The sequence below is a fragment of the Mesorhizobium silamurunense genome, from assembly GCF_014843825.1.
GTDB lineage: Bacteria > Pseudomonadota > Alphaproteobacteria > Rhizobiales > Rhizobiaceae > Mesorhizobium > Mesorhizobium silamurunense.
The window spans coordinates 1-13,168 of record NZ_JHQR01000396.1 but is presented as its reverse complement, the minus strand read 5'-3'; the positions used below and the strand labels follow the sequence as shown (position 1 = coordinate 13,168).

The window sequence follows — 13,168 nt, the reverse complement described above, 5'->3', positions numbered from 1 at the left end:
GGGCGGGCGAGGCGCTGGCGCTGGTCCACGCGCGGACCGGGACGGATGCCGAGGCTGCCGCCGCCACGGTGCGCTCCGCCTATACGATCGGCATCTCGAAGCCATCGGCCGAAAAGACCGTGCTCCGGCGGATCCTGCCTCTGTAATATCGCGCCTATTGGACGAGCAGCAGCGCGCCGTTCTGGACTTCGTATTTCTGCAGCCGCTGCAGGAAACTCATGCCGATCAGATTGGTTTGCAGCGCCCGATCGTCGAGCACCACCGCCTGGACGTTATCGACCGAGATCTTGCCGATCTGCAGGTGGTCGACGGTGACGACCGCAGCCTTGATGGCGCCGTTCGCCGTGTTCACCTGATGGTTGAAATCCGACTGGTTGAGCGAGATGCCGATCCGGCGCGCGGTCGAGGTGTTGATGGCGACCAGCGTCGCGCCGGTGTCGATCATGCCGTCTATTTGGCGGCCGTTGAGCTTGAAGGCTGAGGTGAAATGGCCGCGCTGGTCGGCATTGACCAGCACCTGGCGGCCGAGCGGCAGCGGCGTCGCCGGCTTGGCTGGAATCGAAGCGAGATTGACGTCCGGCTGAGCCTGCGGGGTCGCCGGCTTCGAGGCAACCGCCGATCTCAGCAGGGTTTCGACCATCTGCGGATTCGACTGATAGACGATCGGTATCGATGCCGAGCTTCCGACAAAGACGCCAAGGAGGAGAAGCTTGCGCAGCATGGGTCGGCCTTCGTGAAGGTCCGATCCTTAAGCCGACATGGTGTTTTCAGCTTTAACGCGCGCCGGAACCACGGTCTTTCGTAAACGAGCGGTTAAGAAAAGCGCTCACTTGGTCCCGTACATGCGGTCGCCGGCGTCGCCGAGGCCCGGCATGATGTAGCCCTTTTCGTTCAGCTGGCGGTCGATCGAGGCGGTGAAGATGGGAACATCGGGATGCGCCTTGGTGAAGCGCTCGATGCCTTCTGGCGCCGCGAGCAGGCAGAGGAAGCGGATGTTGGTGGCACCGCGCCCCTTCAGCTTGTCGATCGCCGCAATCGCGGAATTGGCGGTCGCCAGCATCGGATCGACGACGATCACCAGCCGGTCGGCAAGGTCGCTCGGCGCCTTGAAGAAATATTCGATCGCCTCGAGCGTCTCGTGGTCGCGGTAGAGGCCGATATGGGCGACTCGCGCCGCCGGCACCAGGTCGAGCAGGCCTTCGAGCAGGCCGTTGCCGGCCCGCAGCACGGAGGCGAAGACCAGCTTCTTGCCCTCCAGCGTCGGCGCTTCCATCTCCTCGATCGGGGTCTCGATGGTGGTTGTGGTCAGCTCGAGGTTTCGGGTCACCTCGTAGCCAAGAAGCAGCGAGATCTCGCGCAGCAACCGCCGGAAGCCGGCCGTCGAGGTCTCCTTCTTGCGCATGATGGTCAGCTTGTGCTGGACGAGGGGATGGTCGACGACGGTGACGCCCTGCATGGTCTGCTCCAGTGAATGGTGACTAGTGAATAGTGAATAGTGAGCGGGTTTGCGAGTCCTGATAGGCCGATGATTGCCATTCACAGGCCGAAGAGCCGGCGAACCATTCACCATTCACCGGCCTTTGACGTCGAGCCGACTCAACAGCATTGCTTTGGTCTTCCGGTCGACGAAGGCCGCCTCGATGGCCGTCCTGGTGACGGCGGTGAGCGCCTTGTCGTCCATCGAAAAGTGCTCGGCGGCGATATCGTATTCGCGCTTCAGCGAGGTCCAGAAATAGGGCGGATCGTCGGAGTTGAGCGTCACCTTGCAGCCGGCGGCGCGCAGCGCCGGGAAAGGATGCTCGGCGAAGCTGCCGAACACCTTGAGCGCGATGTTGGAACCGGGGCAGCATTCCAGCACCACGCCTTGGCCGGCAATACGCCGCACGAGGTCGGGATTTTCGATGGCGCGCACGCCATGGCCGATGCGGGCGGGGCGGATGTGGTCGAGCGCTGCCGCCACACTTTCCCAGCCCATCAGCTCGCCGGCATGGATGGTGATGCCGAGCCCGGCCTCGCGCGCGATCTCGAAAGCGCGCACATAATCCTCGAAATCGCCGATCCGCTCGTCGCCGGCGACACCGAAGCCGGTCACCAGCGGATGGCCGCAGCGGGCCGCGAAGCGCGCCGCCTGCTCGATCGCCTCGACGCCGACATGGCGAACGCCAGTGACGATCATGCGCCCTTCGATGCCGGTCCTTGCCTTGGCGCGGGCCATGCCTTCGCCGAGCGCATCCGTATAGGCCTTGGGCGAGAGGCCGGCCTTCTTCGCATGATCCGGCGAAGTGAAGACCTCGGAATAGATGGCACCGTCGCGGGCGAGGCTGGTGAGATAATGATCGGTCAGGCGGGCGTAGTCCTCCTCTGTGCGAAACAGGTCGGAGGCAAAGTCGTAAGCCGCGAGGAAAGAGCTGAAATCGTGCCAGACGAAGGAACCGTCCTGGATATAGGGCGAGGGGTCCTTGCCGTATTTGCGGGCCTGGCTGACGACGAGGTCGGGCGCCGCTGCCCCTTCGATGTGGCAGTGCAATTCGGCTTTCAAGATCATGCGGCCATCCCGTGCGGTATTCTGTTCTCGCGCCGATTCCGGGCGGAAAATCATGCGAGACTCTTCCCGAACCCGTCTCGAAGGCGCGGCCGAAAACCGCGCCTTGGACAATAGCGCCGGCCCCATCGATCGGCTATGGTCCCGCCGGTTTTATGGCGGATCAAAATAATGTCAGTTGAGAGAACCACGGCCGCGGGCGGCATGGAAACCTCCTATGGTTTCAGGAAGGTAGGGGCAGGCGACAAGCAGTCCCTGGTCAACGACGTCTTCCATAAGGTGGCCGATCGATACGACCTCATGAACGATCTGATGTCGGGCGGGTTGCACCGGCTGTGGAAGGACGCGATGGTCGCGTGGCTCAACCCACCGAAGCGGCCGGGCTGGAAGGTGCTCGACGTCGCCGGCGGCACGGGCGACATCGCCTTCCGTATCATCGAGGCCAGCCACCGCAACGCGCATGCGGCGGTGCTCGACATCAACGGCTCGATGCTTGAGGTCGGCCGCGACCGTGCCGAGAAGAAAGGCCTCTCGGAAAACACCGATTTCGTCGAGGCCAATGCCGAAGCGCTGCCGTTCGAGGACGACACGTTCGATGCCTATACGATCGCGTTCGGCATCCGCAACGTGCCGCGCATCGATGTGGCGCTGAGCGAAGCCTTTCGCGTGCTGAAGCGCGGCGGGCGGTTCCTTTGCCTGGAGTTTTCCGAGGTCGACATGCCGCTGCTCGACAAGGCCTACGAAGCCTGGTCCTTCACCGCCATCCCCAAAATCGGCAAGGCGGTGACCGGCGACGGCGAGCCCTATTCCTATCTGGTCGAGTCGATCCGCAAATTCCCCAACCAGCAGAATTTCGCGGCGATGATTGCACGGGCCGGCTTCGATCGCGTCACTTTCCGCAACTATTCGGGCGGTATCGCGGCACTTCATTCGGGCTGGAAGCTTTGAGGTCGGAACCCTTGAGGCAGGCCAGGCGATGAGCAGCGTCCGATGACCAGCATTGGCGCCGCCTTCCGGCTCGCCAGGGCCGGCTGGGTGCTGGTCCGCGAGGGCGTCGTTGCGGCGCTGCCCGGCGAAGAGCTTTCCGGCATGCCGAAGCTCGGCTGGCGTCTGGCGCGAGTGCTCACCCGGCGTCGCGCCAGGAAGCATCAACGCGGCGACCGGCTGGCGCGCTGGCGCAGGCGGTGGTGCGGCTGGGGCCGTCCTATGTCAAGCTCGGCCAGTTCCTCGCGACACGGCCAGACGTCGTCGGCAACGAGATGGCGCTCGATCTCGCTCTGCTGCAGGACAAGATGCACACCTTCCCGAAAGCGGAGGCGATCGCGGCGATCGAGGCTTCGCTCGGGCGCAGGATCGACGATCTCTATGCGAGCTTCGGCGAGCCTGTGGCGGCAGCCTCGATCGCACAGGTGCACAGCGCCGAAGTCTTTCGCAACGGGAGAGCTTCGCGCGTGGCGGTAAAAGTCATCCGGCCCGGCGTGCGCCATCATTTCTTCCAGGATCTCGAGAGCTATTTCCTCGCCGCCCGCCTGCAGGAGAAATACATTCCCTCCTCACGCCGCCTTCGGCCGATCGAGGTGACCCAGACGCTGGCGCAGACCACCAAGGTCGAAATGGACATGCGACTCGAGGCAGCGGCGTTTTCCGAGCTCGCTGAGAACACAAAGGACGATACGGGCTTCCGCGTGCCGGCAGTCGACTGGGAACGGACCGGCCGCGACGTGATCACCATGGAGTGGATCGACGGCGTCAAGATGAACGATCTGGCCGGCCTTGCTGCCGCCGGCTACGATCTCAAGGCGATCGCCGCCAACCTCATCCAGTCGTTCCTCAGGCACACGCTGCGCGACGGCTTCTTCCATGCCGACATGCATCCGGGCAATCTGTTCGTCGAGGCGAATGGCACCATCGTCGCCGTCGATCTCGGCATTGCCGGCAGGCTCGGCAGGAAAGAGCGGCGTTTCCTGGCCGAGATCCTCTACGGCTTCATCGTGCGCGACTATCACCGCGTCGCCGAGGTGCATTTCGAGGCCGGCTACGTGCCGCGCCAGCACAATGTCTCGGCCTTCGCGCAGGCGATCCGCGCCATCGGCGAGCCGATCCATGGCCAGTCGGCCGAGACCATCTCGATGGCGAAGCTTTTGACGCTGCTGTTCGAGGTCACCGAGCTTTTCGACATGGCGACGCGGCCGGAACTGATCCTGCTGCAAAAGACCATGGTGGTGGTCGAAGGCGTCGCCCGCACGCTCGATCCGGCCTTCAACATGTGGAAGACGTCGGAGCCGGTGGTCAGCGACTGGATCGCCGGCAATCTCGGCCCGCGCGGCATGCTCACCGATGCGCGCGACGCCGGCAAGGCGCTGGTGGCACTGGCAAGGCAGGCGCCGGACATTGCGGCCCGCACCGAGCGATTGTCGCGCGAAATCGACCTGATGGCCGAACATGGCCTGCGCTTCGACGAGGCGACGGCGCGCGCCATCGGCAAGGCCGAGGCGCGCCATACCCGCTCCGGCCGCGTGGCGCTCTGGGTCATCGCGCTGGCGCTGACCTATATAGCCTGGCGGATTTTCTGACCGCTGTCCGCCTTGTCGTTGTTTGATTGCATTGCTATCGTTGCTGACGTCAGTTTGAAAGCGGTGCAATCAGATGGCCAGCATCACGATCCGTAACCTTGACGACGAGGTCAAGGACTTGCTCCGGCAACTGGCGGCCGAAAATGGCTGCTCGATGGAGGAGCAGGCGCGAGCGATGATCCGCGCGGCGGTTGAAGGCCGGGCAGGACAGGCCGACCGCATCGACCAGATCGAGAGGACGCTGCGTGCGCTGATCGGCCCCGAGCGACAAACGACGCCCGTCTCTGTCGGATCCAGCATGCCGTCAATTCGGGGAGCGTTTTCCGGCAAGCGCATCCTGCTCATCATCGGCGGCGGCATCGCCGCCTACAAGGCGCTCGACCTGATCCGGCGCCTGCGCGAGCGCGGCGCGTCGGTTCGGGTGGTGATGACGGCCGCCGCCCAGGAATTCGTCACCACGCTCTCGGTTGGCGCGCTTTCCGCCGGCCATGTCTTCACCGAGCTGTTCGACCGCAATGACGAGCACGATGTCGGCCATATAAGGCTGTCGCGCGAGGCCGACCTTCTGGTCGTGGCGCCGGCCACCGCCGACCTGATGGCCAAGCTCGCCAACGGCCATGCCAACGATCTTGCCTCGACGGTGCTTTTGGCCACCGACAAGAAGGTGCTGATGGCGCCGGCGATGAATCCGAAAATGTGGTCGCATCCGGCGACGCGACGCAACCGGGCGACGCTGCAGAAGGACGGCATCGTCTTTGTCGGCCCCGCCAGGGGCGAGATGGCGGAAAGCAATGAGGCCGGCGAAGGCCGCATGGCCGAGCCGCTGGAGATCGTGGCCGCGGTCGAGGCGATGCTCGACGAGAAGCCCAAGCCGTTGGCGGGCCGCAGGATCATCGTCACCTCGGGGCCGACGCACGAGCCGATCGACCCGGTACGCTATATCGCCAATCGCTCATCCGGCAAGCAGGGCCATGCGATCGCGGCCGCGCTGGCGAAGCTCGGCGCCGATGTCCGGCTCGTGTCCGGCCCGGTGAATATCGCCGATCCGGCCGGGGTCGCGACCACGCATGTCGAGACCGCGGCCGCGATGAAGGATGCGGTCGAGAGCCTTCTGCCGGCGGACGCAGCGGTGTTCGTCGCCGCGGTCGCCGACTGGCGGACCGCGAACGCTGCCGGCGAGAAGATCAAAAAGGTGGCGGGGAAGGGGCCGCCGGTGCTCCAGATGGTAGAGAACCCCGACATCCTAGGCGGCGTCGGCCATCACAGCCAGCGGCCGGGCCTCGTCGTCGGTTTTGCGGCCGAGACGCAGGACCTCATCGGCAACGCCGAGGCCAAGCTCAAGAAGAAGGGCGCTGATCTCATCGTCGCCAACGACGTCTCGCATGAGAGCGGCATCGGCCTTTCCGGCGTGATGGGCGGCGACCGCAACAAGGTGCGCATCGTCTCCAGGACCGGCGTCGAGGAATGGCCGGAGATGGGCAAGGACGAGGTCGCGGCGCGGCTCGCCGCCTTGATCGCCGAGCGGCTGCAGACAGTCGTCGTTTAGAGCGGTTCACCGTTTCACGGAAATGCAGAACCGCTCTATCTCTTTGTTTTGACGCAATTCCGGACGGAAGGCTACGGCGAAGGCGCCGAGCCTAACCGTTACACACTTTTCCTGGAATTGCCCTAACCGGCCGCTTCCTGCGGCCGCATGGCCGGCAGCGCGATCCTCAGCGCAGCGACGCAGCCCAGGATCCCGAGCGGCACGAAGGCGAGGAACAGCCAGCCGGCGACGCCCGCGGCCGCTTCGCGGTTCAGGCCTTCCGAGAAGCCGCTGGCATTGGCGACAATGCCGGCAAGTGCTGCGCCCACCGCGTAACCGATGCGCTGCATGGTCGGCACGGCGGCCGAGGCGATCGTCTGCTCGCCTTCCCGGGCCGAGGCGACGATGACGCGCGTCAGGAACGGCCAGCAAACGCCGAAGCCGCCGCCCTGCAGCAGGGCGCAGAGCAGGATCAGGGGGATCGAGCCTGCCGGTATGGTATAGGCGAAGCCGGCGAGACCAGAGGCGATCATCAGCGCGCCGACGACGATGATCAGCCGCTCGCGTTCGAGCGGCGCATTGGCGATCAGGATCGACAGGATCGACCAGGCGATGGATTCGGCGGCGATGATGTAGCCGGTGGTCAGGATCGGAATGCTGTGCAGCGTGGTCAAAAGCAGCGGCCCGTAAATGGTGAAAGTGCAGGTGGCTACGGAGAAGGCCGCGACCATCGTCATGCCTGAGCCAAGCGGCGAGCGCCATGAGAACAAGGGGGACGGGAAGAGGCGCGAGCGCGGCCTGAGGGCATCGATGCGGAAGAACAGCGCCAGGCCGATCAAACCGAGGGCGAGCAGCAGCGACGAGCGCAGCAGGGCGATGTCGATGCCGGCGGCGGCGATCAGCACCACGCTGAGGCCGAGACAGGCGAGCGCCGGATAGGGGAAGGGCGGCGCCGTGCCGCTGCCTGCCTGCGGCTTCGTTGCCTCGGGCGTGTTCAGCACGATGAAGCTTGCCAGCGCCATCGCCGCGCCACCGAACGTGAAGACCCCGAAAGCCCAGCGCCACGACAGGTACTCTGTCATGAGCGCGCCGAGCATCGGTCCGCTGAAGGCGGCGATGCCCCAGATCGCCGACATGATGCCGAAGAGCTGCGGCCAGGTGTTGCGCGCAAACAGCCGCTCGACCGAGACGAAGGCCAGCGATACAAGCGCGCCGCCGCCAAGGCCCTCGACCAGGCGTCCGGCGAGGAACAGCGGCATGGAAGGCGCCGTGGCGCAGATCAGCGCGCCTGCCGCGTAGAACAGGGCGGCGATCATCATGTTGGAGCGCAGCGCGACATAACTGACCAGCCGGCCGGCCGCGGCACCGGCGACAATGGCGCCAAGCTCGTAGATCGCCAGCGACCAGCCAACCAGCTGCACGCCCGCCAGCTCGCCGACCATGGCCGGCATCACCGTCGCCACCATCGTCTCATTGGTGGCATGCAGCAGGATGCCCAGGCTGACGAAGCAGAAGCGCGCCAGGTCGCCGCTCGCCCACAGCGCGCGCCAATCCACCTTGTTGCTTGCCACCTTGTTGCCGCCTGCTGCCGTCACGTCGATCTCCCGCTTGTTTTTCCGCAACCTCATCCGCATAACGAACGAGGCGCCAGATCCAGTTCGGCAGGGCTTGTAGAACCTCAAGCGCAGTTGAGCTCAAGAGGTCTTTTCGCGGATTTCGAGACGTGGGCGAGCCAATGCATGTCGCCCAAAAGTTCGCAGCGGCTTTGGGAGAACGACATGCATCAAAACAAAGACTTAAAGCGCGTCGCCTGAATTCGCGTCAGCGCGACGCGCTGTAAGATTTGCGCTGGGGGCATCCGGTTCCCCAAAAAGCACTCGACCCGGAACGGCTGTTCCGGGTCGAGTGTGGCGCAACGGATTGGAAGCCGAAGCTTCACTTGTAGGAGTGGACGAGATCCAGCGAGGCCACCGCGACGGCCAGATTGACGCCGGTTTGCGCCTGGACGCTCAGCGGCTCCAGCATGAAGGCGCCGTTCAGGCCGCCAACCAGGAGGTTGGCGCCGCCGCCGGTCACGACGCTCGCCTCGGCGTTGACGCCGTAATAGCTGCCGGCGAGGTCGCCCGCGTCATGGCTGCGCGTCGCGGCAAGCACCGCCCAGACAAGCTGGCCCTGATGCGTCTGGCCGACATCGACGCCCAGCTTGGAGATCATGCCCGTGTAGAGCTCAGCCGGACCGTGATGGTAGGGGCGGAAGACGCAGGAAACGCCCTTGTTGGAGGTGATGACGTAACCGACGCCACCGTCGATGGTGCAATCGAGCGTGCCGAGCCGAAGCGTGCCGGCGCTGACGGGAAAGGCGAGGACCGTGGTTGAAAGCGCGGCTGCACAGGCAAGTGTCTTGATCATTGGAAAGGTCCTTTCGCAAATTGGCCCCGGTTAACGGCCGAGGTGCGCGGAGCGTTCCGCCGAAAACTTGGCGCGAGCATGGCAAGTGTCGACGCATTGCCGTTGGCGGTTAACGGATCGCTAGCGGCGTGTCGGGGCGGCAACGCAGTTCAGCGGATCGCAAGCGAAAGCATCGCGCGGCGCGCCGGCTGGCGCCGGCGGCGGATCAGCTGGCGCCGGCGGAGGTGCGGGAGAGGCCGTCCTTGGCCGGCTGGTAGTTCGGGTCGAGGTGGATCGCCTCGCGGTAGGACTTGGCGGCCCTTACCTTGTCGCCGCGCCGTTCGTAGATCAGCGCCTGGTTGGCCCAGGCCTCGGCGTTCTTGCCATCGAGCTTGATGGCCATGTTGAAGTCGGCGAAGGCGTTATCTTCATCGTTCATGGCGAGATAGGACAGGCCGCGGCCGTTGTAGGGCTCGGCGGCGTCCGGCGCCAGCGAGATGGCGGTCGAGAAGTCCTCGATGGCGAATTTGTGCTGGCCCTGGCTTTGGTAGATCAGGCCGCGATTGTGATAGGCGCGGGCATCGGTCGTATCGAGCTGGATCGCCTTCTGGAAATCGTTGAAGGCGTCCTGGGTGCGGCCCGCCTTGCGGTAGAGATTGCCGCGGCCGATGTAGGCGGCGTCGTAGTTGGCGTTGATCTGGATCGACCGGTTGTAGTCGGCGAGCGCCGCCTGCTGGTTGCCGAGGAAACGCTGGATCAGCGCCCGGTTCGAATAGGCCTGGTAGAAGTTCGGGTTGAGCTGGATGGCGGTGTCGAAATCCTTCAGCGCCGCCTGGTACTGGCCGCCGCGGCCATAGGCCGAACCGCGCACATTGTAGCCCTCGGGATCCTGCGGATTGCGCTGGATCACCGCCGATAGCGAGGAGATGTTCTCGCTCGAGCCTTGCGCCTTGTCGATGTTGTTGAACTCACCCGTCGGGGTCGTCTGGCATGCTGCAAGGGCCAGGCCCGAAAGCAGGGCCGCCGTCAGGGCGAAGCCGCGAAAAGCGGTTCTGCGCTCCACGGTAATTGCGTTCATCTCAGTCCTCACTGGCGCCGCGCCGTCAGGTCCGTTCCCTCTCCGAACCGGCTCGAATGCATAAACAAAAAGGTGGCGGCGATTCCGCATCGCGCCACCCTCGGTATCCTTCGAAAAGGACGAAAAATTGGCGTATCAGCGCGGCGAACGCGATGCGCCGGCAGCACCAGCCGGAGCCGGGCGCGGGGTCATCGGCAGCAGACCCTCGCGCTGGGCGCGCTTGCGGGCCAGCTTGCGGGCGCGGCGCACGGCTTCCGCCTTCTCGCGCGCACGCTTCTCGGAGGGCTTCTCGTAGTGACCGCGCATCTTCATTTCGCGGAAAATACCTTCGCGCTGCATCTTCTTCTTCAGCGCGCGAAGCGCCTGATCAACGTTGTTGTCGCGAACGAGTACCTGCACGTGCAATCCTGTCTTCGAGTTTGAAATCAACAGGCAAACGACCATAGCCGTTATGCCTCTGCGGCGGGTTGCACCGCGAATTGTGGCGGCTGATAGCAGAATCAGGCCGGGCTGTCCACCGTTGATTGCAGGAAACCGCGATCAGAAGCCGGAGCGCCGTGCCTTGCCGGTCCGAACCCTAGGCCGTCGCCAGATGCAGGCGGGCGAAATCCTCAAAGAATTCGCTATAGTCGCAGGTGATTTCCTCGCCGGCGGCGATATCACGAATGGCGGTGGCGCCGCCATATTGCGAAAAATCCGTGTTCGGCCGCTCGGAATGGTTCATGAAGCGGCCATTGTCGACCTCATAGACCATGAAACCCGGCTTGTCCGGGCTCGGATAGGCGTAACGGTCGAGCAATTCCCTCAAATGGGGCGGCGCCGCCTCGTATTTCTCGAGCGGGATCAGCCGGTCGAAATCGGGATCGAGCCGCCAGATCGAGGCGCCCTTCCTGATCGGCTCGGCGGCGAAAACACCGACACCCTCGATGGCGCTCTTGGCGATATAGGTTTTGATCAGCAGCATCGTTCCGGTCCGTCTTTTGACGAGAAAACGGAATCGTCAAATTGCGCTGAAATGCAAGACCGCTCCCCGACATTTTCGACGGACCGAAAGCGTGATGCCCGCCAATCCGTTCACGTCCGGTTGATCGATACGCCGCCATCGGCAAACAGCGCCGTGCCGGTGGTGAAGCTCGAGGCGTCGGAGGCAAGGTAGAGCGCCGAACGGGCGATCTCTTCCGGCTGGGCTACACGCTTCAAGGCATGCAGATTTTCGACGAATGTCCGCGATTCCGGCGTCTTGAACGTCGCCGCCGGCGTATCGGTGCCGCCCGGCAGGAGCGCGTTGACGCGAATGGCTTTCGGGCCGTATTCGGCGGCAAGCACCTGCGTCAATCCGATCAGGCCAGCTTTGCTCGCCGCGTAGCTGGTCATGCCGGGCATGCCGACGGTGTGGCCGACAAAGGTGGAGGTGAAGATCAGCGAACCGCCACCCCGTTCGATCATCGCCGGCACCTGGTATTTCGCGCCGAGAAACGCGCTGGTGAGATTGGTGTCGAGCGTCTCGCGCCATCCATCCAGCGACAGGTCGGAAATCGACCCCATCTGACCGACAGCTCCGACATTGTTGAAGGCGATGTCAAGGCCACCGAACCTTTTGACAGCGAGTTCGACCAAGGCCCTCGCATGGGCCTCGTCCCTGACGTCGCCGGCAAGGGCTGCGGCTGAACCGCCCGCCTCCTCTATTTCGTTTACGAGCGTGTCGAGTTCAGCTTGGCGGCGCGCCGCTACGACGAGGCGGGCGCCCTGCTCGGCGAACAGCTTGGCCGTGGCGCGGCCGATGCCGGAACTGGCCCCAGTGACGATGGCGATTTTGTAGGTGAGAGCGAACATTGTTGCATCCTTTTCTTCGTGCCAGCCTTACTGGCGATCGGATGCTTGGTCGCAGGTCGGGCGGCCGTGAGCCACCCGATACCTGCAATGGCGCTGAGGGATCGCTATTGTTTCACAAGCCAACCCAGGCGATCGAGTGAAAGGGCGTAACTCACGGCGACCAAGAGCGCGACTATGATGGCCGTGGTCTTGTATCCAGCCGCGTAGAATCCGAGCGCGCCGCCGAACAGGATCGCCAATTCCAGCACCAGCCGCACTACGCCAGGGATCGGAACCGGCGCACGCCCCGACCGGCTGGGATCGTTTGGAACCGCGAAGGTTCCCCACAGGGCCGCCGCGATAAGTGGCACGACCGGCGCGGCGGCCCAGCGCCAGACTTCGCCGGAAAGACCCCAGCCGGCCATGGCGAGGCCGAGCAATGCGGCAAGCTCCAGCAAGAAGCGCAATGTCAGATTCCACCAGGCGTTACCCAACGTCGTACCTCCGAATTGCTGGACGTCAGCGATAGTGATCAAAGCCGGCCGCATCAACCAGCCGGGATGCGTCCTCTTCAGCACGGCGCAAAACGGCAAGCGCCGTCGCAAACAGTGCAAGGATGGCGGCGCGGTTTCGCTAGTGATACTCCTCGCGTGACGGACGGACGACATCCGCGATTTTTGGCGCGAGGCTACAACGTGAAAAAATACTCAGTATTCGCTATTGCCCGCGAGGCGATGCGCGGCCACAAGGGCTGGGAAGAACAGTGGACCTCGCCCGAGCCGAAGAAGGAATATGACGTCATCATCGTCGGCGCCGGCGGTCATGGCCTGGCGACGGCCTATTATCTGGCGAGTGAGCACGGCATCACCAATGTCGCAGTGCTGGAGAAGGGCTGGCTCGGCGGCGGCAACACTGGCCGCAACACCACCATCATCCGCTCCAACTATCTCTATGACGAGAGCGCTGGCATCTACGATCATGCATTGAAGCTGTGGGACGGGCTCAGCCAGGAGCTCAACTACAACGTCATGTATTCGGCGCGCGGCGTCATGATGCTCGCGCACAACGTTCACGACGTCCAGGTATTCAAGCGCCATATCCATGCCAACCGGCTCAACGGCATCGACAATGAATGGCTGACGCCGGAACAGGCGAAGGAATTCTGCCCGCCGCTCAACATCGCAAGGGAGGCGCGCTATCCGGTGATGGGCGCGGCGCTGCAGCGGCGCGGCGGCACGGCGCGCCACGAC

13 protein-coding genes and 1 pseudogene are annotated in these 13,168 nt (G+C 64.2%); 4 read left to right on the top strand and 10 right to left on the bottom strand.

Going from position 1 to position 13,168, the window contains the following annotated elements; genetic code table 11:
* Positions 1–154: 154 nt before the first annotated feature.
* The 3 genes from DH10_RS34645 to DH10_RS34635 form a co-directional block, all read right to left on the bottom strand.
* Entirely contained in the window at positions 155–721 is a 567-nt protein-coding gene (locus DH10_RS34645) for a TIGR02281 family clan AA aspartic protease (RefSeq protein ID WP_192255529.1), read from the bottom strand.
* A gap of 105 nt (positions 722–826) precedes the next feature.
* Positions 827–1,456, bottom strand: coding sequence for a uracil phosphoribosyltransferase (gene upp / locus DH10_RS34640; protein ID WP_059184513.1), 630 nt, complete (start codon positions 1,454–1,456; stop codon positions 827–829).
* Between the two features lie 114 nt (positions 1,457–1,570).
* Positions 1,571–2,545: an adenosine deaminase gene (locus DH10_RS34635; RefSeq protein ID WP_192255527.1), complete on the bottom strand. Its 975-nt coding sequence runs from the start codon at positions 2,543–2,545 to the stop codon at positions 1,571–1,573.
* A gap of 168 nt (positions 2,546–2,713) precedes the next feature.
* Here DH10_RS34635 and ubiE point away from each other — a divergent pair, with 168 nt between their 5' ends.
* The 3 genes and pseudogenes from ubiE (at position 2,714) to coaBC (ending at position 6,661) form a co-directional block, all read left to right on the top strand.
* A complete protein-coding gene (gene ubiE, locus DH10_RS34630; RefSeq protein WP_192255525.1) occupies positions 2,714–3,490 on the top strand; it encodes a bifunctional demethylmenaquinone methyltransferase/2-methoxy-6-polyprenyl-1,4-benzoquinol methylase UbiE in 777 nt (258 codons plus the stop codon).
* A gap of 42 nt (positions 3,491–3,532) precedes the next feature.
* Positions 3,533–5,115 (top strand): annotated as a pseudogene (gene ubiB / locus DH10_RS34625) (2-polyprenylphenol 6-hydroxylase).
* Between the two features lie 73 nt (positions 5,116–5,188).
* Complete coding sequence (gene coaBC / locus DH10_RS34620; protein ID WP_210325292.1) at positions 5,189–6,661, top strand: bifunctional phosphopantothenoylcysteine decarboxylase/phosphopantothenate--cysteine ligase CoaBC; 1,473 nt, start codon at positions 5,189–5,191, stop codon at positions 6,659–6,661.
* Between the two features lie 122 nt (positions 6,662–6,783).
* Here the strand turns inward: coaBC and DH10_RS34615 are convergent, their stop codons facing one another.
* The 7 genes from DH10_RS34615 to DH10_RS34585 form a co-directional block, all read right to left on the bottom strand.
* Positions 6,784–8,235: an MFS transporter gene (locus DH10_RS34615; protein WP_312891327.1), complete on the bottom strand. Its 1,452-nt coding sequence runs from the start codon at positions 8,233–8,235 to the stop codon at positions 6,784–6,786.
* A 340-nt stretch (positions 8,236–8,575) separates the two neighbouring features.
* Complete coding sequence (locus DH10_RS34610) at positions 8,576–9,049, bottom strand: DUF992 domain-containing protein (RefSeq protein WP_192255519.1); 474 nt, start codon at positions 9,047–9,049, stop codon at positions 8,576–8,578.
* 205 nt (positions 9,050–9,254) lie between these two features.
* Entirely contained in the window at positions 9,255–10,106 is an 852-nt protein-coding gene (locus DH10_RS34605) for a tetratricopeptide repeat protein (RefSeq protein ID WP_192255517.1), read from the bottom strand.
* Between the two features lie 135 nt (positions 10,107–10,241).
* Positions 10,242–10,505, bottom strand: coding sequence for a 30S ribosomal protein S21 (gene rpsU, locus DH10_RS34600; protein WP_040969057.1), 264 nt, complete (start codon positions 10,503–10,505; stop codon positions 10,242–10,244).
* Positions 10,506–10,683: 178 nt separating this feature from the next.
* Positions 10,684–11,070, bottom strand: coding sequence for an SET domain-containing protein (locus DH10_RS34595; RefSeq protein WP_192255515.1), 387 nt, complete (start codon positions 11,068–11,070; stop codon positions 10,684–10,686).
* A gap of 110 nt (positions 11,071–11,180) precedes the next feature.
* On the bottom strand, positions 11,181–11,939 hold the full coding sequence (locus DH10_RS34590) for an SDR family oxidoreductase (protein WP_192255513.1): 759 nt from the start codon (positions 11,937–11,939) through the stop codon (positions 11,181–11,183).
* Positions 11,940–12,043: 104 nt separating this feature from the next.
* The gene (locus DH10_RS34585; RefSeq protein ID WP_343221675.1) at positions 12,044–12,496 is read right to left on the bottom strand and encodes a YrdB family protein; all 453 of its coding nucleotides are present in this window, start codon (positions 12,494–12,496) and stop codon (positions 12,044–12,046) included.
* A 117-nt stretch (positions 12,497–12,613) separates the two neighbouring features.
* Here DH10_RS34585 and DH10_RS34580 point away from each other — a divergent pair.
* Positions 12,614–13,168, top strand: a 555-nt coding sequence (locus tag DH10_RS34580; RefSeq protein ID WP_192385873.1) for an FAD-dependent oxidoreductase, incomplete at its 3' end; no start/stop codon positions are given.